Here is a 24857-nt window from a genome sequence, read left to right on the forward strand (position 1 = left end):
AAATATAATGGGTATCACACCACGAGAGTAATTGAAAGAGGAATCATATAAGGAAATATAATGCGTGTAAGACAGTATACACAAAACAGGGAAGGAAATAAGGAAAGGTGGCAGGGGTATGATTGATGTTAAGATGCTTCAGAAACAACGGCAGCATGCATATTTGAACGAATGGCAGGCGGATGAACATGATCCTGCGGCAATTCTTCAGGATATCGGGATTGAAATGCTGATGAGAACGCAAGCCTCCTTGCAGCAGCTGATGCAGGTTCACAGGACCCGGTATTTCAACCGGCTGCCATATCAGCGCATATATGGACAGACATGTATGACCTGTCTTAAAATCCAGCCTTCCCCCTCTTTTTCTCATACGCTTATGAAAAAGGATACTCCTCTGTATATGCAGGGAAGCTCCTTGCTTCCAATCAAAGTGAAGGAAGATATCCAGCTTCAGCAAACGTATGCAAAGGAGGTGTTTTTCGCATATCCAAATACACGTGAAATTCTGCAGTTTCCTATGTGTAAAGATATCCCACTGTTTACAGAACATGGCAATAATATCCAACGGTACGCGCTGCAGTTTACGGTTGGAAATATCTTTAAACGCAGGAAGCATGCGATTTGCGAGGTTTATTTTGAAATCGGTGAGGCGCAGCTTGAAGAATTTCTCACATGGCTGGTATCCGGCAGTGTTACCTGGCAGATACGATTTGCAAATGAGCTGCGCAAGGATTGGACGCTGACGCTGCATAAAAACCATCTCAGCTTTCATTTTCAGGAGAGCTTTCCCATGGATGAAGGAGAGCTTCTGTTTTCCATGGAGGTAGGCGATACACAGCATATTCCGGCACTATGGATGAATGGTATCTATCTGCGTATACCTGGTGCTTCTGCTTATCCGGACAGTATCAGTGTACAGGATATGGAGGAAAATCCTGGAAGCTTTCCACTGACAGATGCTCCGATATCCATATTTCAGACGTGCTATATGCGCTGCGATGAGGTTTTTACGCGCCTTGGTGCAGAGCTGACCTGGAGGTTTTCCACCGGGGAACAACTGTATACGGCGGGGAAAGAGCTGATTGAGGATCAGGAATATCATTTATTTATGCGCAGGCTTCCCAGACAGCAGGTTGTCTATGATGTCTATGTGGATGGTGTACGCCTGGAGTATTTCAATGGAGAATGGGTAAAGCTGAATGATGTTCATTTTTCAAAGGATTTTTTTCATCAGCCGAAGGATTCCTGTACCATGCATTTTCGCTGTCCGAAAGACATGCTTCCATACACCTATGACGGTGTGGAAAGCTACTGGTTTCGGTTAATGATTACGAAAGCAGAAAACTGTTATCAGCTGCCATCCTACCATCATATCCCGCTGATTCAGCATTCCCGTTGGGAATATGATTATGGAAACAGCCGTATATATCCAAAAAGTATGAGAACCTATGCGAATGGAGAAAGTCAAACCATAGAAAACGGTCATTCCTTTTTGTTGTTTCCTGGCTTTCCTGTACAGCGGACATCTATGTATTTTCTGTTCAATCAAAAGCCGGCGGCAGGAGCGTGCCGTATGTTTGTGGAGCTGCAGCATTCCTTTGATTGCATGCAGAATGTACGATATTTCATAGACGAGGGAGCTGCGCTGAGACCATTGGCGGTGGAGGATGAAACGGATGGGCTTTCTCACAGTGGATTGCTCAGTATGTTTTTCCCCTCCGATATGAAGGAAACGCAGCGCTTTGGAAAAGCTGGCTATTGGCTTTGCGTACAAACGGATGGCAGTATGCTCAATAACCGTCTATTAAGCATACAGCCGAATTGTGTGTATGCATATGGTGATGATGAAATACAGATTGAAAAAGAATTCTATATACAGGAGCTGCCGGTGGATATAACCTGCGAAGAGGATGTTTGTGAGGTGTATATTCAGGATAGGAATGACTGGCAGAAATGTACATTTGCGGCTGATTCCGAAAATCTTCAAAAGCATCAGATTTATTATGATGAGAATCAGCGAATCGTTACGATAAGCCGAACAATCCTGCAAGAGAGAACGGAAGCAGCGCGTATTCGTGTAAAGCTCATTTGCAGAAGGCGAGAACAGCCACAGGAGCTGCCGCAGGGGACAGTTGTATTTCCTGCACAAAGCACGCAGAGGATAACCGCCGTTCATACATTGACAAATTCCAGCTGGCAGCGGATCAGAGAAACGGATGAGCATCTGATACAAAGACTTTCTCATTCACAAACAGAGCCTGTACACATACTGACTCTGCAGGATATGGAACGGTATGTGCTGGATCAGCTTCCGGATGTACAGGATGTGCGTTGTTATGCGCAGGATGGGGAAATACACACGTTTGTTTTGTGGACAGATGCAGGCTTTACGATGCAGAGCCGTGAAAGGAAACAGCAGGTACAGGAGCTTTTACAAAAGAAGCTGCCAGATACCTTTCATAAGGACATAATCGTACGATCTCCGGAAACCGTTATGCTCGATATCCTGTTGGAAATAGAGCATGAGGATCTGGATTTGGATGGGCTTGTAAAGGAACAGATCAAAACGTATCTGCATCCTGTTCATGGACGGGACGGAAAAGGCTGGAGAATTGGGGAATACTGCAAAGCGGAGGAGCTGAAGCACTATATACAGAGTGTGTTTTCCGATTGTACGGTCTCGAATTGTGAGATAAGAGGTCGTATATGGAAACAGGATACAGTGATGTGCCATGTGGAGAACCTCATGGAAAACAAAGCGGGTATTATGCAGGTGGGAGCCGTGAGGATTTTAAGAGGAAGCAAGGCCGAAGTTCATGCGGACTAAGATAAAAAACCGTTTTGAACAGCAGGTATAGGAATTGCTTCCTACCTGAATATAAGGGAGAAAAGGAGTGCTCATGAACATACAAAAGCTGGATACGCACACGTATAAAGAGCTGTTTGCGGATGCTGTGAAGGAATGGAAGCAGCGCAGCGGGGATGAGGAACTATTCCCTTCCGATGTTTCCTATACACTTTTGGAAATGCAGACGATGCTGGTGGATATGCTGAATTACTACAGTGATCAGGTGCAGGCGGCACATATCAAAAAGTATGAAAGGCTTCAGGGCCATAGGGAAGCAGAACTGTGTCCTGTACCCCTTGCTTTCCGCATGCAGCCGAAACAGCCGATGATGCTTTGGGAGGGAACGCAGTTTCCTGTTTCTATGGGTGAAACCGTGCTAATGCTGGAAACAATGCATTCCTATCAGCTTTTTCCAAACGAAATATGCTCTATATACGTAGAAAAGGATACAAAGGCAGAAAATATTACAGAGCTGCTGCGTGCTTTGGAGGGCACCTATACCCTTTCCTTACAGGCGTCTGTCTGCAGCCTGTATATCCGGATAAAAGACCCGCTTCCAAAAAATATTTCCTGTTCCTTATACATATGTGTGGAAAACTCCTGTGTGGAGAATGTGGAAGTGGAGTGGCCGGATATGGCGGAGCTGTATGTGGAATACTTCAGTATTCACGGCTGGCAAAAGGTATGTGAGTTACACGATGCCACCCATGCATTGCAGTGTGATGGGGAACTGCGTTTTCAGACAGGGAAGGATATGGTGGAATCGACCTGTTTTGAAGAATGTGGATTCTGGCTGCGTCTTCGTATAAAAGAGAAATGTCTGGATCATCCCATCGGTTTACAGGCAATATGGATGAATACGGTGCTGCTCAAAGCACAAAATACACTTGCAAAATCGTGGGAGCTGCCAAGCCTTGCTATGACGCATATCCATATCAGTGGGGATATCGCAAAGGAACAGGTTATGCTGCAAATTCAGGGTATGGATAAATGTTGGAGGCTGCATCCACACCGCCGCGTACAGTCGCAGCATGACTGTTGTTTTTACTGGGAGGCGTTCCCAAAGGATATCATAGCGGCACGTTTGATTGCACAACGGGAAGAGCTGCGGCATAAGGCTTCCACCTTTACATTGAATGGAATCTGTTCACAAAGCATAGCGCTTGCCCCCTTATCAACATACCGGCTTGCCTTTCTGATGGAACCTGGTGTATGGCAGGATGGTGACATCATAGACAGGTATGAAAAGGGGAGTGGTGGTATGGGATGCTATCGGACAGAGAATGGTATCTGTATGGGGAACGGCAGGGATTTTCAGCTTCCTTTAGCTGCAGAGAATGCATTGCTGTTTACCGATTTTGTTCAGAAACAGGAAAATTTTACATTGCACAGAGAAACGATACAGGTATATCTTCCTCATCTGACGGGAAGCAATGCACGCAGTACACCGCTTTATGAGATACCGTATGAACAGCCGGGAATCTTTTTCCATAAGGAAGAGCTTGTTCAGTTTCTGTTGCAGTATCCCCTGTTGTCAATTTCGGAGGTACGGGTACAGACAAAACCCGGGCAATGGATGATTCATATACTGGATACCTGCAATCACGCATGTCATATCCCGGCTTATCGCTGTTATGTACAGCGGCTTGTGCAACAGCATGTACCCTTCACAGATCGTGTATGTGTTGAGGATATCCATATACAAGAGCTGTGCATTGCATTAAGGATACAGGTGCTGGCATCATCACAGACAAAAAATCAGCTGGAAGCGGCCTGTAAAGATTATATACAGGACTGCAGAGTGCAAAAACAGGATCTGTATGCTGCTAATCTTTTACAGGAATTAAGAAAGAACAGTCCTGTAGAGATTATCCACTGCTGCTTTCAAAGGGATCATGATTATGAAAGGCTGCCCTATCAGGCTGCTGTTTCATATCGTTTAAAGGCTGTTGTCATAGCACAGGGCATATAGGCAACCACTGGAGGTGAAGGTATTGAAGGAGGCATTATGTTATCAGTCAAATAGAGAAATGCGTCTGCATGGGAATGCCATTCATATGAAGCCGACACCCGATGGTGCACTGGCAATGGATGTGCAAAGCAGTGAAGCTGTGTATGTCAGTGATGTGTTTGACTGTGGCGAGGTATCAGGAACATGGAACGAGCTGCATTTACATTTTGAACAGCTGTGGGAGCTGCAGGCTTCTGTCTGGATGTTTGATGCTGAAGCTGCCAAAACACAGCTGCTCACGTTATCTGTTGAGGATCAGTTTCATGTGATACGGCAAAAGGGATTCACGCAAAACAGTAGTGATATGTTATTGTATGGCAGAGGGGAAGCTGCTTGCGGACGTTATCTGGTCTTCTGCTTTCAGGTACGAAAGCCAAAGGGAAACCATCTGTATTTTACAGGCTATGAACTGAGCTTTCCGGCGGTTTTGTTCAGTGAGTATCTGCCCTATGTTTATCAGAACAATCCAACGCTGGACGCTTATCTGTCTGTATTCAAGGATGTTTATCTATCGTTAGAGGATGAAATTGACAGGTTCTATGAACAGCTGGATCCGGAAAGTGCAACGGAAGAAAATCTGAGGGAGCTGCTTACCTGGCAGGGGCTGGAACATTTTCAGGATTATGCTGAGCTAGCTGCACTGCGCATGCTTCCGGCTTTATGGAATCGTATCTATCGGGAAAAGGGCAGTCTGTTTTATCTTTCTGAGCTGGTGAAATTTTTGTTTCACATTGAAGTATGTATGAAAGCAAAGGATACTGTTCTTCATGTATTTGTACCTTGTATACCTGTGGAGAAAAAGCAGAAGCTGTTATTCTTTTTTCAGCAAGAGGCATCGGCGAATACGGAGATACAGGTACATTTTATGAGGCAGTCCTTTATGAATCACAATGCATATCTTGGAATTACGACAGCTCTGCAAAAAGCAGACAGAGTAATGAATACTGCACAATTGAATTGTGCGGATATCATGAAGTGAGGAATTCAATATGACAGGAAATAATCAGGAGTATGTACAGAAATGTTTAGAATTTTCTGAACGGCTTCAGGCAGAGGGGAAACCAAAAGAGCTTGCAGTATTGTTTCAGGAGCTCCAAAAGCCCTCTGCATATCCAAAACCACATCTTCTTTATGTGAAGGAAAAATTTCAGCTGGATGATATGCTGTATTTTCTGTTTCTATGTGCCTTTCTTTATGAAACAGATACAACTTTATCCTCCTATGTATATAAAAAAACAAAGGCATCCTTTCTTTCTTTGGGGATCCTTTTGTCATGGTATTCAGGGTTGTATCCACTACCTGTAAATGCCGCAGCAGTATGTATGGCTTTTTTAAACGAAGATATCCTTTTCCAGCGTATTGAAGAAACCTATCTGATGATGACGCCGGTCAGATTACAAGCTTATGTATTATACTATCTGTCCAGTGGCTGCCTGCCTCAGCATAAGGCGTTTCGATATGTGGAAGTATCACAGCAGACATTTGCTTCAATATATAAAGAACAACTGGCAGAACTGTTGAAGAATATAACTTTAAATAAATCATGTATTTTAGCTGCAGAAGCATATGCAGGAAAGCGAACACTGGCATTGCAATGTGCAAAAACTCTTGAAGAACCAGTGTTTTTACTATCTGGTATTGCATGGAAACAGGCAGATGTAAAGGAACGATTTCATATATTGAATTGTATTGCTTTTTTTATCAGACTGCAGGATGGCGGTATTGTTTATTTAGATACTAAAGAGGAACTGCTAAGAGAAGAGATTTCCTATCTTGAATATTTTTTTAACTGCTTCAACATCCCTGTTATTATTTCTGCTGAATCGGTTATCACAAACAGATATCCAGTCATACAATTACCTCCGTATTTATCTGCAGCGGATTTGCGGACAATGAGTTTCTTTCTTTGGGGAAAGGAATGGGTTAAATCTTATCTTCATATGACACCGCAGGATATGGTGGATTATAAAAAAACAGACCCTGAGGGAAGCAGATTGAGTAATTATCATATGGATATAATTTCTAGTGATTGTAGTTCTCCACTTTATAAAATACTGCCTGCTGATTCACAATGGAAGGACTGGCTGGGCAGTGATGACCTGAAGGAACAACTGCGCTATATTTTATTTAGAATTCAGCATATGGGGGATTCTGACTTTCATGTACATGATAGAATCCAGGCATGTATTGTCCTGTTTCATGGTCCAAGTGGTACCGGTAAGACCTTGGCTGCCAAAATTCTAGGAAAGGAAGCTGGTCTTCCTGTGTGGCAGGTAGATCTTTCAATGATAATGGATAAATATGTCGGAGAAAGTGAAAAACACCTGCGTAAAATGTTTAGCAATGCTCAGAGAAATAATTGTATCCTGTTATTTGATGAAGCGGATGTACTTTTTGGAAAGCGGACAGCAGTATCCTCTTCAAATGATAAATATGCGAATAGTGCGACGGCCTTTTTACTGCAGGAAATAGAGCGGTATCAGGGGATTGTGATTCTGACAACCAATATCCTTCAGAATTTCGATGATGCTTTTTTAAGACGTATAACAGTCATGATTCGGTTTCCTCTACCTGATAAAACTGTAAAAGCAGAAAAATGGAGAGTCTGTTTTTCCGATATCCCTTTAAAAACAGAACTTCCCTCTATCTGGCTTGCAGAGCATCTGAATCTTACTCTGGCACAAATTGAAAATGTTGCAGTCAATGCCGCTTGTTACTGGAGAATGGAAGATGGTGCTGTCTTTACTTTGGAACATATCTTGAAGGCAGTCAAATTGGAATATAATAAACGGCAGGAGCAGGTTCCGGTTGAAGTAATGAAATTTCTTCATAATTAGTTTATGGATATATATGCATAAGGAAAGGAGTGGTGTCGTGAATATGATGTATTCTTGCAATCAAAATAGCATACACAAGGAAGAAATAAATAAAATGAAGGATGTAACAATTCATCATGGATCCAGTTTTCCGGATATATTTTATGCTAGTGCTGTTACTTATGGAAATGATATCTATGTAAGAACCGGATATGATCATTTGATACCTCATGAATACCAACATGTAAGACAGCAGAGGCAGGGAAGGGTTATTCCAGAGTATACATTACAAGGCTATCCGATTTCTCAATCTCATAAGCTGGAAAAAGAGGCAAATACTCCATTAACTATGGAGGTGAAGCAGGATATGGAACCACAATGTGCAATGCGCCCAGTTATTCAGTGTTATACAGAAACAATATTTCAGGAAATGCTCCGGAAAAATAAAGTGCCTGCAGATAAAGCGCATGCTATGAGTGTGCTGTTAGCACAACATAAAGAAAATATTCCAGATGATAGTTTAGATGATATTGTAAACATACTGTTGCAGTATGATGATGAAAAATATCAGGCAGTCGCTTCGTGTTTACAGAAACTGACTGATGTGAAAAACATCGCCTATTATCTCTCTGCTTTCCAAGCTGTGGATAATAATATTCTATTTCAATTGCAGAAAGCTTCTGAAATCAAATTATTCATAAAAGATAATTTTAATTATAAACTCACGGGCGACATAATACAATTTTTAACAACGGATGATAACACTCAATATTTAAATTCGGAGGTTATATTGAAAGGCGATATGAGTTCTCCAAAACCAGAGCTTATCAAAATGAATATTTTGGATCTTTTGACATTATTTGCAAAATATAATCTCTTAGCTGAAGCAGATACATTCACACAGACGATTAAAATATTAAAGGATTGTTGTGGAGTAGCGTATACAAAAAAGGCAATCACAGCTGCTATACAAAATAATAATTATAATTTTATCGATGTGGACGGTAATTCAAAGGATCCAAAAGCTCCATTGCAATATAAGACGAATCGTCAGCTTATGAAAATATTTGTTAACAGACTGGTATTAACCACGCAGCAAGTGAAAGCTGTTTATGATGTGATAAACTGGAATTTATTTGGTTCTCAAAAGAATTACATTATAGAACCTACTGGCTCTGATCCTCATCAAATGGGGACGCAGGCTTTATTTATATGCAGTAGAGAAACTGGAGAACGCTTATGTATATATAAACCACGCTCGCTTAATCCGGATGAATCATTAACAGGAGAGGAAGGCGTATTTGCAGTTGTAAATGATCTTGCAGAACAGGAAAAGGTTAAGCAATCCCCATATATACCACTACCGACCATGAAATATCCCAAACTACACTATGGGTCACAAAGGTTGCCTACAAAATTTGAACCTATTGTTCAATCTGTTAGCAGGGTTATCACTCCTGAGGAAGCTGATCATTTGCTGATACAGTTAGGGGAGATAAATATGATAAGCAAAATCGTTGGAGGTACGGATATGCATAAAGACAATATTATTATGACTGAAAAAGGACCAGTTGTAATAGATGCGGAATGCTGTTTCGTCGATTTTGCTGGAACAGAAATTCTGGGGACAGACGGTCCCATTTACGGAAGTGATAAAAGCGGTGACCATATGGATTATGCTGCCTGTCATGTTCAGATTGGAGATGCATGTTTATCGCTGAGTGACTACCGTATTGAAATTGGAGTGCCAAAAACGAGGCAGCTAATCAAACAAGGCGAAGATTATGTAAAGGCTGTTTTAAGAAAAACGAAAGCTGAATTTGAATCTAAAATGATATCGCTACTGAAACGTTTAAAGGTTGTACGAATAGTACCCATTGCCACGAGACATTTATCAGGAGGTTTACAATCATATCATATGGCTCATAATGACGAGGACCGAATGAAAATCATTGAAAGGGTAACAGCTGATGCAGCAGAAATGTTAATGACATGCAAAGATTATTCTTATATTCATCCTGATTATTTTGAGTTTATATTTTATGAGGAGGTTTGTAAAAGCTGTATGGAAGCTGCTTTTAAGCAAGGGACAATTCCAACTTTTCAATTTCAGCCAGATGATTTAACAATAACACTAGACTCTGTTCCAATCATGGAACTTAAACATAAAGAGGATACTAGCTTTGCGCAGTATGATCAACTGATGGACATTAAGAGCCTAATGCTTGATTTTATCATGAAGAAATTTCATGACTTAATTGATTCATGAAGTGTTTTGTATCAGGTGTATACTCTTGATATAATTGCTTCTCAATATGGAAATAATCATCTGCTTTTGTTTTAATTGATATCACCAAATCCCAAAATATGAATTCATAAAGACACTGTTGCCGTCATTTCAACAGTGTCTTTTCAATCAACACTACATAGTGTTGAAACCGCTTTAGTGTTTGAGATAGAATGGAAGCATTGCGCAGTGTCAAAAATACAGAACTCTGATGACATGAGGCAATGTGAATTTCTATAATGGTATCGTAAAGAAGCGGTACCGGAAAGTGAGGTGGTTCCATGAATATCACAACATCAAAGCTGCAGATTCTTGATTATCTGCAGAAAATTACTCGGGGCTTGCGGATGAACGAGCTAGGCGGCTTCACAACAATCAGTATCAGCACAGCTCTGAATATTTCGCGTTCCTTAACCTCCCAGTATCTCAATGAGCTGGTGAAGGAGGAGCGTATCATAAAAATCAGCACCCGCCCCGTCTATTATATGGATCGTAGCGTGCTGGAACGCAAGTATCAGCTGGAATTAAAGAACAGTGAATACCTGAGCCTGAGAGAGCTTATGAAGGAATTACATCAGAACAGCCCGAGACTGCAGGACTTTCAGAAAGCAATCGGCTGTACCGGTAGTTTGCAATACCCGATATCGCAGTTAAAAGCAGCGCTCTCCTATCCGCAGGGAGGTCTGCCCGTTATTTTGCAGGGAGAGAAGGGCTGTGGAAAATCCTACCTTGTTCGCCTGACACATGAATTCTGTCTTAATCGCATGACATCATTACAGAAGGAGCTCCCGTTAGTAAAGAAAAAGGCATTTCGGGATGAAGATAAGGTCAGGCAGATGGAGGAATTATTCGGAATGGGAGCAGTCGATGGACATCCTGCGGTAAAGGGACTTCTTGAGGAAGCAGACGGCGGCATCCTATGTATACAAAATGCCAGCAATCTGAGTGAGGAATGCCAGGAAAAGCTGGCGGATTACCTAGCGAGAAGCAAATTTACGCGTATCCATGATGACCAGGCACAAATTGAAGCCAAAGTTCAGATTATTCTTTCCACAAGTGAGGATCCACATACCGTATTCTGCCATAATCTGCTGCTGAGCATTCCTGTAATCTGTACAATTCCTTCCTTTCAAAAACGCAATGAGGAGGAACGGCTGGAATTTGTCATTAAATTCTTTCAGGAGGAGCAGCTTCGCCTGGAGCGCAGTATTTATATATCCAAGCGCCTTCAGCATTTCCTAATGGGCTATCAATTTGAAAGCAATATTGACGAGCTGCGCAAATGTATCCGTACCATCTGCGCCAATGCATTTGCGGATTGCATCTCAAAGGAGCGGATGGATATTTATTTATATCATCTTCCGGTGCATTTACTGGATCATTTAACAGTGGATAAAAACAGCAGAGACCGTGATTCACTTGTCCGCATTGATACGGTGGAAAAAAATGAAGCAGGAAGTAAGATTCTCGTCATGTGGGAACAGCTATTACAGGCATTTGACGATTATATTGCAGGAACACAGTCGTTCAACGGTTTTCTTGAACAGGGACAAAGGGCGCTGCGATACTATTATGACATTCTTGTATTTCAGGAAACCTATTATGACGGGCGTCTGGAAGCCATGGAGAAAATTGTAATCGAAGTCCTGAACAGTGTAAAGGTGATTAAAAATATCAATCTTCCAATCAACTGTGCCTATGTGCTGGCAAGAATGCTGGTATCCGCACAGAAAAACACATCCTCCCTGTATGAATGGGAACAGGATCATCAAAAGGATATCCAGCAATGTTTAAAGAAAATGGCGGGCTGTATGAGCAATGAATATATTCTGACAGAGACTATTGCCAGACAGCTGCATGCCAATATCAATATGCAGCTTTCCGAAATGAACCGGATTTTCCTCATGCTGAATATCAACTTCTATAATCGTGATATCCGCTCACAGGATACTGTCGGAATTATTCTGAGTCACGGCTATTCAACGGCTAGCTCGATTGCGGATGCCGCAAACTCTCTTTTGAATTCCTATACCTTTGAAGCAATCGATATGCCGCTTAATACTCCGGTACAGGAAATCAGCGGTAAGCTGAATGATTTTATAGAAGAAAATCCGCATTTGAAAAATATTATTCTCCTGGTGGATATGGGATCGCTGGAAGGGATCGGTGAGGTCATTGCGGATAGTGTCAATGTTGGAGTTATCAATAATATCTCAACCTCACTTGCCTTGAATATCGGTATGAAAATACAGCAGCACTATGAGCTGGAGGAGCTGCTGGAGCTTGCATGTAATGAAAATCAGTGCCGTTACAAGGTGCTTTCCGAAGCAAAAAAGGAAAAGGCCATTGTATTCACCAATGATGCAGGGATGCTGATATCGGAAAAGCTCTGCCGTCTGTTTAAGGACAGTTTGCCACGGCCGATTGATCTGAAAATGATTGCATATGAATTTGATGAACTGATGAAAAACAGAACAGATGATATTTTGTTTCGAAAATACGATGTCGTGCTGATGATCAAGCCGTATTCCTTAAAGCTTAAAAAGGTAAACAGTGTGACATTGGAGGAAATTATGAATTTTGAAAACATCGAACAACTGAATCAGGTATTTTGTCCATATCTGAGCAATGAGGAAATCGAACAGTTTGACCAGCGTCTGCTGAAGAATTTCTCCATGCAGTCGGTAATGGAAAATATCACAATACTCAATGCTGATAAGCTGCTGGATTATGTCAGTGATGCTGTCAGTGCATTGCAGCAGACAATGGGAAAAAAGTTTCAGAGTAAAACCATTGTCGGCATCTATATGCATATCTGCTTCCTGATTGAACGCCTTGTCACGAAAACAGCTTTTGAGAAATACAAGGATCTCTCCGGTTTTCAGGAAAAGCATAGAGATTTTATCGATGATGTGAATCGAAGCTTTGAAATTATGCTGCAGCATTATCATGTTAGACTTCCGATATCGGAAATCGCCTATCTCTTTGAGTATATAGAAAATGATTTGCAAAAGGGAGGCGGGGATGATGAATTTTAAGGACAGGCTTTGTGCAATGAACTGCCATTATCGCTTTTATGAGCTGGAAGATTTCTTCCGTTCTATCCACGCACAGGGCATTCACTATGCAGAAATCTGGACAGGGCCAATGCATTATTATGTTGATACCATGCGGCATGAACCGGTGGAGAAGCTGAAAAGACTTTCCAAGGACTATCAGGTAAAGATCGTAGGCATCTGTCCGGAACAGACGAACCCGAAGCCAAACAACATCGCGGTTAAAGGAGACATGCGCAGACAGGAGGTATTCAGCTATTACAGGCAGATGATTGATATCGCCTGTGAAATTGGATGCCGGCAGGTTCTTGTGACAAGCGGATGGGATTATTACAGTGAACCAATAGAAGCAGCGTGGGAGCGTTCTGTGGATATGATGAGGAATATCGCTGCCTATGCTCAGTCACGGAATGTAACACTTGCTTTGGAAGCACTGCAGCCAAATGAATCACGTCTTGTTAATACGATAGCGGATATCAAGCGGTATCGAAAGGATGTGGGGAGTACCTGCTTGAAGGTCTGCATAGACTTTGGGGCCATGGCGCGTGCAGGGCTCACACCGCAGGATTATTTTGAAGCATTTGGTAACGATATCGTGCATATTCATTTCGTAGATGGAAATCCGACAGGTCATCTGGCATGGGGGGATGGCAAGCGTGATTTGAAGCAGGATTTACAGATACTGGAGCGTTATGGGTATCCTGGATATCTCTCTTTGGAAACAGCAACCCAGCGCTATTATGAAGAACCGTGGACTGCGGAACAGAAGACACTGAAAAGCTTTGGTTTATGAAAGGAGGGAGCTTATGGAACGACATTATATACTCGCAAGTCACGGAACATTTTCTCAGGGAATTTATGATTCCATACGGATTATTTTGGGAGAAAAAAAGAATGTGCATATCATTACCGCCTATGTAAAGGAGGGGCAGGAGGTTGGATGTCTAATCGCTGAAACCTTGAAAAGCATACCGGTAAATGCTGAAATTATCGCCTGTACGGATCTGTTTGGCGGCAGTGTCAACAACGAGCTGATGAAGTATATCGGAAGAAAGGATTTCCATTTGATGACAGGGATGAATTTACCAATGCTGATGAATCTGTTTCTGTTTTCCAATGAGCCTGCCAAGCAGCTGATACACCGCTTAGACAATGAGGCAAAATGCGGTATTGTATACTGCAATGAAAAGGTACAGGAATGTTTATCGGAAGAGGATGAATTTTAAAAAGGAGAATATGATTATGATAAAGTTATGCAGAGTGGATCACCGTTTGCTTCACGGCCAGGTTGCGTTTTCCTGGACCAATGAGCTAAATGCCGATTGTATTCTGATTGCCAATGATGCGGTTGTGCATGATGAGGTATTCAAAACAACAATGAAGCTTGCTAAGCCGTCCGGTGTTAAGCTCGTTATCAAAAGCCTGGAGGACTCTATTAAGGCTATCAACAGTGGTGTTACGGATAAATACCGTCTGCTTGTTGTAGTTAAAACGATACATGATGCCAATATCCTGAGTGCAGGCTGTTCCTCTGTGAAAAGCATCAATCTTGGCGGGACGATTCGCCGGGAGGGCTATCGGCAGATCAGCAAGGCAATCTTCATTAACGATGAGGATGAAGCAGAATTAAAGGAATTACAGGACCGCGGAGTTTCGGTTTTCATTCAGCAGCTGCCTGCAGAAACTGCGGTAGAACTGGAGCACGTATTGCATCGTTAAAACAGTTCGCTCCCCGTTCTATGCAGCGGGTCAAAGTACAATAGGAAGTATATTCCTGATAAAGGCATGAAAATGCGAAGGAGGAGGAAATCATGGTACAAGCATGTTTAATCGGATTGATAGCAAGTCTGGGTGTCTTTGGCGATCAGCTGGGATCCCTGTATATCAATCGGCCAATTATTCTTGCACCGCTGGTCGGTCTGGTTCTGGGGGATCTTCACCAGGGGCTGCTTATCGGTGCAAGTCTGGAGTTATTCTTTATGGGGGCTGTCAGTATTGGAGCCTATGTTCCACCGGATACGATAGTGGGAGGTGTTCTGGCGACAGCATTTGCAATTTCCATGGGGAAGGGGATTGAAACCGCAGTTACACTGGCAATGCCAATCGCTCTTGTTTCACAGGCAATCGGTAACTTCTGCAATGTATTCAATTCTGTGATTTTACGTTTTACAGACCGTTATGCAGTGGAAGGGAATTACGGCGGTGTGGTAGCGACACACTGGCTGATTGGTATGATTACCATTGTTCGTAGATTTCTGCTTGTATTCTTCGCGTTCTATCTGGGAAGTGAAGCGGTCGGAAATATGATCAATGCGATTCCTGACTATGTGACAAATGGAATGGCTGCAGCAGCAGGCCTGCTTCCGGCTCTGGGATTTGCTATGCTGATGCGTATGACGGTAAACAAACAGAATGTACCTTACTACTTTCTGGGATTCGCACTTGCCGCATATATGAGTGTGCCAGTTCTCGGCGTAGCGATATTGGGGGTTATTCTGATCGTTGTAAAATTTGATTTTATGAATTTGAAAGGGGCTGCGGCTGGTGATGCCAATGCGATGGTGAGCGATGATGATGACTTCTAAATCGGATAAGAAAATACAGAAAGCGGATATTACATGGATGGCATTCAACCAGGGCTCTTTGGGAATGGAGTTCTCCTGGAACTATGAGCGTCAGATGCACATAGCCTTTGCCATGATGATGAATAAGATTTTGAAAAAGGTTTATGCCGAGGATGAAACAGGCTATAAGGATGCGTTAACCCGTCATGTGGAGTTCTTTAATATCACACCGCAGCTTGCTCCGTTTGTTGGCGGTATTGTAGCATCCATGGAGGAAATGAAGGCGCGCGGTGAGGTAGATGGAGAAGCGATTTCCAGCATCAAAACGGCACTAATGGGCCCCTTGAGCGGAATTGGTGATTCTGTGTTTGTCGGCTGTCTGCGTGTTATCGCTGTTGGAATTGGTATTTCTCTGGCACAGAATGGGAATATGTTTGGACCGATCGTATACTTTCTGATGTATAACATTCCGGCATTTATCGTTCGCTATTTTGGTGCACATTTTGGATATAACATCGGCTTCAAATATTTGCAGAGGATGCAGGCGAATGGCATGATGGATAAGCTGCTTGCGGCAGCCAGTATCCTTGGTGTTATGGTTATCGGCTGTATGTCAAAGGATATGGTTTGGACAACACTGAATGTGGAGCTGAGCAAGGTTGGAGAAGAGGTTACCACACTGCAGTCCATTCTGGATGGCATTATGCCCGGTTTGATTGGACTGGGCGGTACATGGATGTATTACTGGCTTTTGAAGAAAAAGGTCAATCCGATCATTCTTATTCTGGGAACGATGGTTCTTGGAATCATAGGAGCTTATTTCGGTGTTCTTGCCGGGTAAGATAAATAACAAACAGAAAAGAGGAGGACATGAACATGTTATTGAAGTTTAATGAAGATTGGGTACGCAGCAGTGTTAATGGAGCGTTGGCGATCCGTAAGGATATCAACAAAATCGTGGATGAAATATGTGCAGAAGGCTATCGCAATATTTGCTGGCTAGGGATCGGGGGAACCTGGGCGAGCGGTATGCAGGCCGCTGTTCATATGAAAGAGATGTCAGAAATTGAGACTTGGGCAGAAAATGCGTCTGAGTACAATACGACAGGTAATAAACGTGTTGGCAAGGGAACTGTTGTGATTACATCCTCCGTAACGGGAAGTACGGTGGAGGTGGTAGAGGCTGTGAAGCGCATGCAGGCAGCCGGGGCTAAGGTAATTGGATTTATCGATATTGATACGACAGAACTGGCAAAGCTGGTGGATTATGAAATTGCTTATCCTGTCAATGAGCAGCTGAAGTTCTTTATGGTCGCAGATCGCTTCATGCAGAATCATGGGGAGTTTGACGATTGCGATGAAATGTATGCGGAATATGAAAAGCATCTGGCACAGGCACTGATTGAGGTTGAAAAAAAGGCGGATGCTTTCGGACAGGAATTTGCGAAGAAGCACTGGAATGATTCTATTCATTATTTTGTGGGAGCCGGTAATCAGTGGGGAGCTACCTATTCCTATGCAATGTGCTATTGGGAGGAGCAGTTATGGATCAAAACGAAGTCCATCACTTCAGGAGAGTTCTTTCACGGCATGTTTGAGATCGTCACAAAGGAGACACCGGTTACAGTGTTTGTAGGAGAGGATGCGCAGCGGCCATTGTCTGAGCGTGTGGTTAATTTCTTGCCGAGAATCTGTGAGAATTACACAATTATTGATACGAAAGATTATGAGCTGAAGGGTATCAGTGAAAAGTATAGAAAGCATATTTCCCATCTGGTGATGCATGCGGTAAATAATCGGATTGATGCTTACATGGAGAGGGAAACAAGACATCCAATGGATATCAGACGGTATTACAGAAGACTGGAGTATTAAAAGGAATTCAGAGTTTATTGTTCATCAAACTGTCAGAGAAGCAGGTCGTACGTTAGGACAGCCCTTTCGTCACGGCCTTTTTCATATGAGAAAACCTGTAGATTATCTGGTGGATATTTAACAGTACGAAATGCTAAAAGCATACGTCACATACAGAAGGTATGCTTTTTATGTAATTTCAAGATGATGGATCTATTTGAAAATTGGTTGATTTTACGATATTTTTACACGGTTTTTTGTTAAATGTTTTTGATTATGCTATAATGGAACGGTGAAAAGCTAAGGGAGGAACCACATATGAAAATCTTAGTAACTGGCGGTACCGGATTTATAGGCAGCCATACGTGCGTCGAATTGATAGAAGCCGGTAATGAAGTAGTGATTATTGATAACCTGTACAACTCACAGGCCGATGTTATTGATAAGATTAAAAGTATTACTGGTAAAACAGTTGCATTTTATGAAGCAGATTGCTGTGATGAAACTGCTCTTGAGAAAATTTTTAATGAGCATACGATAGATGCGGCAATTCATTTTGCTGGATATAAAGCAGTCGGAGAATCTGTACAGAAGCCGATTATGTATTATCAGAACAATCTGATGTCTTTGCTGGCACTATGTAAAGTGATGGCAAAGCATAATTGCAAGCGACTTGTTTTTTCATCTAGTGCTACGGTTTATGGAAATCCGGCAAGCGTACCGATTTTCGAAGATTTCCCTCTGGGACCTACGACAAATCCTTATGGAACAACCAAGCTTATGATTGAACAGATATTAAAGGATCTTTACATTTCTGATCATGAATGGAATATTGCTCTGCTGCGTTATTTCAATCCGATTGGAGCACATAAGAGCGGATTGCTTGGAGAAAGTCCGAATGATATTCCGAATAATCTGATGCCATATATCGTTAAGGTTGCGAATAAGGAACTGCCGTATCTCCATGTATATGGAAATGATTATGATACTCCAGATGGTACCGGCGTACGAGATTATATTCATGTTGTCGATCTTGCGAAAGGTCATGTCAATGCAGTTAATAAGGTTATGGAGCCAATCGGTGTTGATGCCTATAATCTGGGAACAGGAATCGGATACAGCGTGCTGGACGTTGTTAACACGTTTGCAAAGGTGAACAATCTGGAGGTACCGTATCAGATTGATCCAAGACGTCCGGGTGATATTGCACAATGCTATGCTAGTACCGATAAAGCATTGAAAGAACTGGGCTGGAAAGCAGAGAAGGGGCTGGAAGAAATGTGTGCAGACGCATGGCATTTCCTTCAGGTTGAAAAAGAATCAAAATAGGATGATGAAAAGCAGAGTGTAAAAATTCTGCTTTTTTTAGGACTTTTCCTTCCTTCCTACGTATATAACTATGGAGGTGATTTTATGCAATGCCTGCGTTGCGGAAATACGGAGGAACGTTATTTTTACAAAGATATGAAAGGCTGGTACTGCCGTAAGTGTATCATGTTTGGAAGAATCGCGGTAGGAGAGCTTCCAAAGCAGAAACCGATAGATAGAAAAGTGATTCATGCGGACTATCAGCTGAACTATCCGTTAACGCCTGCCCAGAAGCAGTGTGCTTCACAAATTGTACAATATCTTGCGCGTGGACAGGACGTCCTTGTCTATGCAGCCTGTGGGGCAGGTAAGACAGAGCTGGTGATGGAGGCAATTTGGCAATCTCTTCGCAAAGGCTGTAAAGTCGGATTTGCTATCAGCCGCCGCCAGGTCGTACTGGAAATTCGTGACCGTATGCAAACTGCCTTTTCCGGTTTGAAGGTCATTGCGGTTTGTGAGGGCTATACAGATGTCACTGAAGGTGATTTGATTATCTGTACCATGCATCAATTATACCGCTATCATGCCGCATTTGATTTGCTTATCATGGATGAGGTGGATGCTTTCCCATACCGTGGTAACGACGTGTTAAAACATATTGCCACGCATGCCTGTATCGGTAACCGTCTATATCTCACCGCAACTCCGGATGAGGAAATGCTTTCGGAAGTAAAAAAAGGGAATCTTCAGATGGTGGAGTTGTTTCAAAGGCCGCACGGCTATCCCCTCATTGTGCCCAAGGTACGTACAGCTCTGCCTTCTATGCAGCTGCTATTTCTGATCCGGTTTTTGAAAGAGCAGCATAAAGAGCATGCACAGACACTGGTGTTTGTCCCCACCATTGCACTAGCAGAAAAAATGAGTCACTGGCTGCGAATACTGTTTCGCTGCACATCCTTTACATCTAAAACCGTGGATAAGGAAGCTGTTCTCAAAAAATTTCATGCGCATCATTATGAATGTCTGATTGCCACAACCGTCTTAGAGAGAGGAATTACAATCAAGGGGATACATGTTGTCATTTATCAGGCAGATCATCCCGTTTTTAATGAGGCCAGTCTTATACAAATGATCGGTCGTGTGGGAAGAAACATAGAAATGCCTACAGGAAGGGGACTGTTTTTATGTACGAAAAAAACCAGAGATATAGAACGCTGTATCCGTGCGCTACAGCTTATGAATGGGAGGCACTAGTATGAAAGAGCAATGGTGTCGTCTATGTATGGAGGATATAACGAAGAAACAGACATTGTTTGAATTTATCAGACAGGATTCTCTGCTGTGCGGAGCATGTCATGCTCAGCTGGAGGCTTTGAATAAAACAGTTAAGCTGGGAGACCTTCCCCTGCACATAGCATATGTATATAATGACTTTCTGGAAAATATGATTTTTCAGTATAAGGAAGGACTGGATACTGCGCTTCGTGATGTGTTTTTTCATGATATCATGAAAAAAATAAACGATAAATTTCGACATTATACTGTCGTTTTACTGCCATCTAGTAATGAGAAAACTGCAGAGAGAGGTTTTTTGCCAGTAAAGGAAATGCTGCATGACTGCCAATTACATACAATAGAACCATTTTATAAAACCTGTAATCACAAACAATCCCTGCAGAGCTTCGCAAATCGCAGAAGTATTTCCCAGGTAATAAAAAAGAAACCAAATGTGGAACTGCCGAAAACAAAATTACTGCTTGTTGATGATGTTGTTACAAGTGGGAATACGATTCGTTGTGCATATGATTTACTGAAGGAGCATACATATAAGATAGAGGCACTTACGCTTTGTGCGAATCCCCGCTTTGTCGAATCCTGCGATAAAAAAGATTTGAAAAGAAAGGGGATGTTCTCTATACTTTGACATAGATACAGGAAGGTGAAGTCAGAAATGAAAGGCAAAGTAAAATGGTTTAATGCTGAAAAGGGTTATGGATTTATTAACGGAGAAGATGGAAAGGATATTTTCGTACATTATTCTCATATTCAACAGGAAGGGTATAAATCACTGGAGGAGGGTCAGGAAGTGACCTTTGATGCGGTGGATTCTGATAAGGGTCTGCAAGCCAGAAATGTAGAAAAAGCATAATTGGACGGTCGGGAATGCTATTGTAATTTCCCGACTTTTCCTTTATAACGATAAGTAAAAATGGAAGATGCGATACAAAAGATGAATGGATATGGATATGCTGGGAACCTGGAAATTTTATATCGCTTCACCTATATAACATCTTTCAATATACGTTCTAATAATGAAAAATATTTCTGTTTATATGTAATTTTTACACAAATATGAAAATTTGTTTAAAAATAAGAAACATATTACAAAACCATGATAATTTTTTCAAAAAGTTCACAATTTTTTAATTGATTTTCACTTGTAAAATGTCTATAATGGTGGTATGCAGCGATAAGCATAGAAAGGTATAGGATTTGAAGCAATGCGAGGAAAAGTAAAAATGTTTAACCAGGAAAAAGGATACGGATTCATCACTTTAGAAGATGGAAAAGATGTATTCTTCCACTATTCACAATTAATGATGGAAGGTTTCAAAACAATTGATGCTGATGCAGAGGTTGAATTTGATGTAGTTGAAACTGACCGCGGCCTGCAGGCTCATAACATCGTTAAGGCGTAAAAAAACAGAATAACCGTGACCCTAATGAAAAAAGGCTGTCATGGTTATTTTTTTATGAAAGAGAATACGACATAATAGGGAGATGACAGCTACCGAGGATATATGTTTAACATACTCTGGAATGACCATAGAATTTTACAGTGGTTATGAAAAGAGGTGAGAAGTATGTACTATGATGAAAATGAATGTTGTGGCTGCTTTGATTGCAGCTGTGATTGCTGTTGCGAGGGGCCACGTGGCCCCAGAGGCTTTCGAGGTGCTACGGGAGCAACAGGCAATACCGGAAGCACGGGAGCAACAGGTCCAACGGGCATAGGAAGCACCGGGCCGACAGGAGCAACCGGAGCAACAGGCAATACAGGAAGTACAGGAGCAACAGGTCCAACAGGCATAGGAAACACTGGACCAACAGGAGTGACTGGAGCAACAGGCAATACAGGAAACACAGGAGCAACGGGTCCAACAGGCCCTGGAGGCAATGGTGTTGACTGCTCATGTGTTCAACAAATGGTCAATATATTGTTACAGATCATTCAGCTATATCCAAGCGACACAATCATTGTTGCAATGGAAAGTGGCAATAATGCCAGTGGTCGTGCCGGTTCTCTATTATCATCCCCCGATTATGGCCTGCTACAGCTCACGAATGCACAGGGTGTACCGCAAGAGGCTGTATCAATTTGTCGCATTGCATCTGTGCGTATTACAAGTGCAGTATACAACGAAGTTATTACGTACCTTCCTGCACCTGTACCAGCTCCAACCGGCTGTGGAGCTGCATGTGAAAGTGCTATCCGTTCATATCTTCCAACAGGTACCACAGGTGTAGACATTAACGCCGGTGGTCAGACAGTAGGAAAAGGTACTGTAATCAGGAATGAATTTGGAATGGTGGTACTGGTGGGACCAAACAACAGTGATCCGACATTTATATCTACATGCAAGGCTGAAATCATTACAAAATAAATAAGCGAAAGGGGACAAAATCCAGACATGCTTGAGAATGTCCCTTTTCCAGCTTGATTTTCTTGGTTTCTATTGAAACAAAATGCTCTTCTATTATAATAATGATACATAAAACTATATCCGACGGCTTACGTAAACGAATACGCGGACAGGTTGTTCACACAAATGTTATGGAAAAAAGAAACAAAATGTAAATTCTTCTGAAATTGCCTGTATTCTGTGTTATTGAACCTGACTTTAGAAGCAAAATGAAAAAAATGGTGCTAAATCACTTGATCAAGCATCATTTTTATTTGTTGTGGTGATAAATAGAAGTTCCGTATCGGCAGATTGAAGTGTTCCGACAGTGTTGTGATGGTCGGTGAGGATGGAGTAATATTGATGTATCTGCTGTTCTCCTCTCTCAGAACTGTATAAGTTCGCATGAATTCATAGAGTCTGGAAGTGCAGACCTTATTCCCCAGCACTTTAAACTCAAGGATTCTGCTCAGCAGCACTGCCAGATAGCAGATCAGGAAATGCCCCTTGATCGTGCTTTCGCTGCGGCAGAAAACCGGACGGGCATCCAGCTCGGATTTCATGATTTTAAAGGACTCTTCTATCCGCCATAGATTATGATATACATTATAGATTTCCTCATCATCCATTGCCAGCTCAGATGTTACCAGCATATTATATCCGGCCAATTGACAGTCTTTTTATATTTTTCTCATTCAGTTGGACGATCACCTTTTCATCTGTGGCATTCCCATCCTTGTCTGATGATGAGAATGTCATATATCTCGATGATTCACCATACTCGCTTTTCTTTGCCTGACACGCTTTTAATTTCTTTGCTTTCTCATACATCTTTTTCAGTTCATATTGTTGCTTTTCACATAAGGAGGGATTAAATGTCAGAATGCGTTTTCTTTTACCGTGAATCTTTTTTCTTCTTATCCTCGTCCTGGAATTCATATTTGAATTCATCGATAATGCTCAGATATTTATATTTCAGCTCTTTGTTTTCATCATACACGCATGTGAACTGATTGTTTTCATTCAGCACCCACTGCTGTTCCCTGTCACTCAGCGACTTTACAGATTTCGAAAAATATAGCCATCCCTGTTTTCTGGCTGCATAGATATTGGCAGCGCAGTTCAATCCTTTGTCAGCCACCTGAACGGTTTTTCCTGATATATTGTTCTGTTGCTTCAATGCCCCGATCATATTTCTTAATACTGGCTTCTCGGACTGATTGCCGGGATAAAGTTTCATTGCGATAGGAAGCTGATTGGTATCAAGAAGCAGGCCCAGACCAATGATAGGATCAGTACGGTTCTCTTTAGAGGGACCCTTTTCTGAATGTCGCTTTCTCTATCAATTTCAAAGTAGAAATTGGTGCAGTCAAAATAAGTCTTCGAGGTAGATATGCCATAACGTTCAGAAACTCTGCTGGTGAAGATCTCAACGATCTTCTCATATTCGTCACCCATGATCCCAAGTGCAGTCAGCAGCTGGTCATAGCTGAAACCTGTCATGTCCCCATAAAGATAAGGGATCACCTCATGAAAGGTCTTGTATTTGGAGCATGGCTTCACACATCTTGCATAGATGAGGCACTCCATGATATCGCTGATGGAGAATCTGAAATCACGATTATACTGGAGCAGGTTGATATGTTCAGATACCCTGAGACCATCAAGAATATTTTTGATAGGGAAATAGCCGAGGTAACGGACAGGGGATTCCTCGATAAGCCTGATTTTTTCAAGTTCTTTCCTGCTTTTGAGCTCATCGTTGAGTTTTTGACTTCCTGAGAGAAAAAGGAGATAGGATCAGCGATACCGGAATCAATGAGATCATGGACGTAACCTAGAGATCTGAAAGATTTGTGAGAGGTATTCTTTTAGAGTGGTCATAGAAACTTTCATAGATCTGAAGATAGAGACCTTTCTTCAGATGAGATTTTTAAGGAAATAAGCCATAGGAACCTCCAAAGTGTATAGCACTATGTAACACCATTATTATAACATAGAAAAACTTTTTTATCAAATTATTTCAAAGAAAAAAAGTCCGCTAAAACAGGGACTTTCATCAGCTAGTAGATTAAACTCATCACTTAATTTCATGGTGCTAACTTCTAAACACGGGGACCAAACAACAGTGATCCGACATTTATATCTACATGCAAGGCTGAAATCATTACAAAATAAATAAGCGAAAGGGGACAAAATCCAGACATGCTTGAGAATGTCCCTTTTCCAGCTTGATTTTCTTGGTTTCTATTGAAACAAAATGCTCTTCTATTATAATAATGATACATAAAACTATATCCGACGGCTTACGTAAACGAATACGCGGACAGGTTGTTCACACAAATGTTATGGAAAAAAGAAACAAAATGTAAATTCTTCTGAAATTGCCTGTATTCTGTGTTATTGAAACACACTTTGTGTTACAATAGA

At 41.9% G+C, this 24857-nt stretch carries 18 protein-coding genes and 1 pseudogene; 18 read left to right on the forward strand and 1 reads right to left on the reverse strand.

Annotated features, from left to right (window positions below):
- Nucleotides 1-400: 400 nt before the first annotated feature.
- From GKZ87_02070 to GKZ87_02155, 18 genes are all read left to right on the forward strand, one after another.
- Nucleotides 401-2827, forward strand: coding sequence for a hypothetical protein (locus tag GKZ87_02070; protein ID QSI27855.1), 2427 nt, complete (start codon nt 401-403; stop codon nt 2825-2827).
- Between the two features lie 73 nt (nt 2828-2900).
- Nucleotides 2901-4820 carry a hypothetical protein gene (locus GKZ87_02075; GenBank protein ID QSI24373.1) on the forward strand — a complete coding sequence of 640 codons (1920 nt, stop codon included), beginning with the start codon at nt 2901-2903 and terminating at the stop codon, nt 4818-4820.
- Between the two features lie 22 nt (nt 4821-4842).
- Entirely contained in the window at nt 4843-5838 is a 996-nt protein-coding gene (locus tag GKZ87_02080; protein ID QSI24374.1) for a phage tail protein, read from the forward strand.
- Nucleotides 5839-6181: 343 nt separating this feature from the next.
- Nucleotides 6182-7696, forward strand: a complete 1515-nt coding sequence (locus tag GKZ87_02085; GenBank protein QSI27856.1) for an AAA family ATPase — start codon at nt 6182-6184, stop codon at nt 7694-7696.
- A 13-nt stretch (nt 7697-7709) separates the two neighbouring features.
- Entirely contained in the window at nt 7710-9944 is a 2235-nt protein-coding gene (locus GKZ87_02090) for a DUF4135 domain-containing protein (protein QSI24375.1), read from the forward strand.
- Between the two features lie 299 nt (nt 9945-10243).
- Nucleotides 10244-13000, forward strand: coding sequence for a PRD domain-containing protein (locus GKZ87_02095; GenBank protein QSI24376.1), 2757 nt, complete (start codon nt 10244-10246; stop codon nt 12998-13000).
- Nucleotides 12990-13811 (forward strand): TIM barrel protein, encoded by an 822-nt coding sequence (locus tag GKZ87_02100; protein QSI27857.1) that lies wholly within the window; start codon nt 12990-12992, stop codon nt 13809-13811. Before GKZ87_02095 ends, GKZ87_02100 begins: the two co-directional genes overlap by 11 nt.
- Nucleotides 13812-13824: 13 nt before the next feature.
- Nucleotides 13825-14244 carry a PTS fructose transporter subunit IIA gene (locus GKZ87_02105; protein ID QSI24377.1) on the forward strand — a complete coding sequence of 140 codons (420 nt, stop codon included), beginning with the start codon at nt 13825-13827 and terminating at the stop codon, nt 14242-14244.
- Nucleotides 14245-14260: 16 nt separating this feature from the next.
- A complete protein-coding gene (locus tag GKZ87_02110) occupies nt 14261-14737 on the forward strand; it encodes a PTS mannose/fructose/sorbose transporter subunit IIB (protein QSI24378.1) in 477 nt (158 codons plus the stop codon).
- A gap of 92 nt (nt 14738-14829) precedes the next feature.
- Nucleotides 14830-15603: a PTS sugar transporter gene (locus GKZ87_02115; protein ID QSI24379.1), complete on the forward strand. Its 774-nt coding sequence runs from the start codon at nt 14830-14832 to the stop codon at nt 15601-15603.
- On the forward strand, nt 15590-16423 hold the full coding sequence (locus tag GKZ87_02120; GenBank protein QSI27858.1) for a PTS mannose transporter subunit IID: 834 nt from the start codon (nt 15590-15592) through the stop codon (nt 16421-16423). The genes GKZ87_02115 and GKZ87_02120 overlap by 14 nt, the downstream gene beginning before the upstream one ends.
- Before the next feature lie 35 nt (nt 16424-16458).
- Complete coding sequence (locus GKZ87_02125; GenBank protein ID QSI24380.1) at nt 16459-17457, forward strand: SIS domain-containing protein; 999 nt, start codon at nt 16459-16461, stop codon at nt 17455-17457.
- Nucleotides 17458-17754: 297 nt separating this feature from the next.
- A complete protein-coding gene (galE, locus tag GKZ87_02130; GenBank protein ID QSI24381.1) occupies nt 17755-18765 on the forward strand; it encodes a UDP-glucose 4-epimerase GalE in 1011 nt (336 codons plus the stop codon).
- An 84-nt stretch (nt 18766-18849) separates the two neighbouring features.
- A complete protein-coding gene (locus GKZ87_02135) occupies nt 18850-19998 on the forward strand; it encodes a DEAD/DEAH box helicase (GenBank protein ID QSI24382.1) in 1149 nt (382 codons plus the stop codon).
- Between the two features lies 1 nt (nt 19999).
- The gene (locus GKZ87_02140) at nt 20000-20668 is read left to right on the forward strand and encodes a ComF family protein (protein ID QSI24383.1); all 669 of its coding nucleotides are present in this window, start codon (nt 20000-20002) and stop codon (nt 20666-20668) included.
- A gap of 27 nt (nt 20669-20695) precedes the next feature.
- Nucleotides 20696-20893: a cold-shock protein gene (locus GKZ87_02145; GenBank protein ID QSI24384.1), complete on the forward strand. Its 198-nt coding sequence runs from the start codon at nt 20696-20698 to the stop codon at nt 20891-20893.
- Between the two features lie 352 nt (nt 20894-21245).
- Nucleotides 21246-21443: a cold shock domain-containing protein gene (locus GKZ87_02150; protein QSI24385.1), complete on the forward strand. Its 198-nt coding sequence runs from the start codon at nt 21246-21248 to the stop codon at nt 21441-21443.
- Between the two features lie 165 nt (nt 21444-21608).
- A complete protein-coding gene (locus tag GKZ87_02155; GenBank protein QSI24386.1) occupies nt 21609-22409 on the forward strand; it encodes a collagen-like protein in 801 nt (266 codons plus the stop codon).
- Between the two features lie 263 nt (nt 22410-22672).
- Here GKZ87_02155 and GKZ87_02160 read toward each other — a convergent pair.
- Nucleotides 22673-24404 (reverse strand): annotated as a pseudogene (locus GKZ87_02160) (IS1634 family transposase).
- Between the last annotated feature and the right edge of the window lie 453 nt (nt 24405-24857).

The sequence above is a fragment of the Erysipelotrichaceae bacterium 66202529 genome (assembly GCA_017161075.1).
Lineage (GTDB): Bacteria > Bacillota_I > Bacilli_A > Erysipelotrichales > Erysipelotrichaceae > Clostridium_AQ.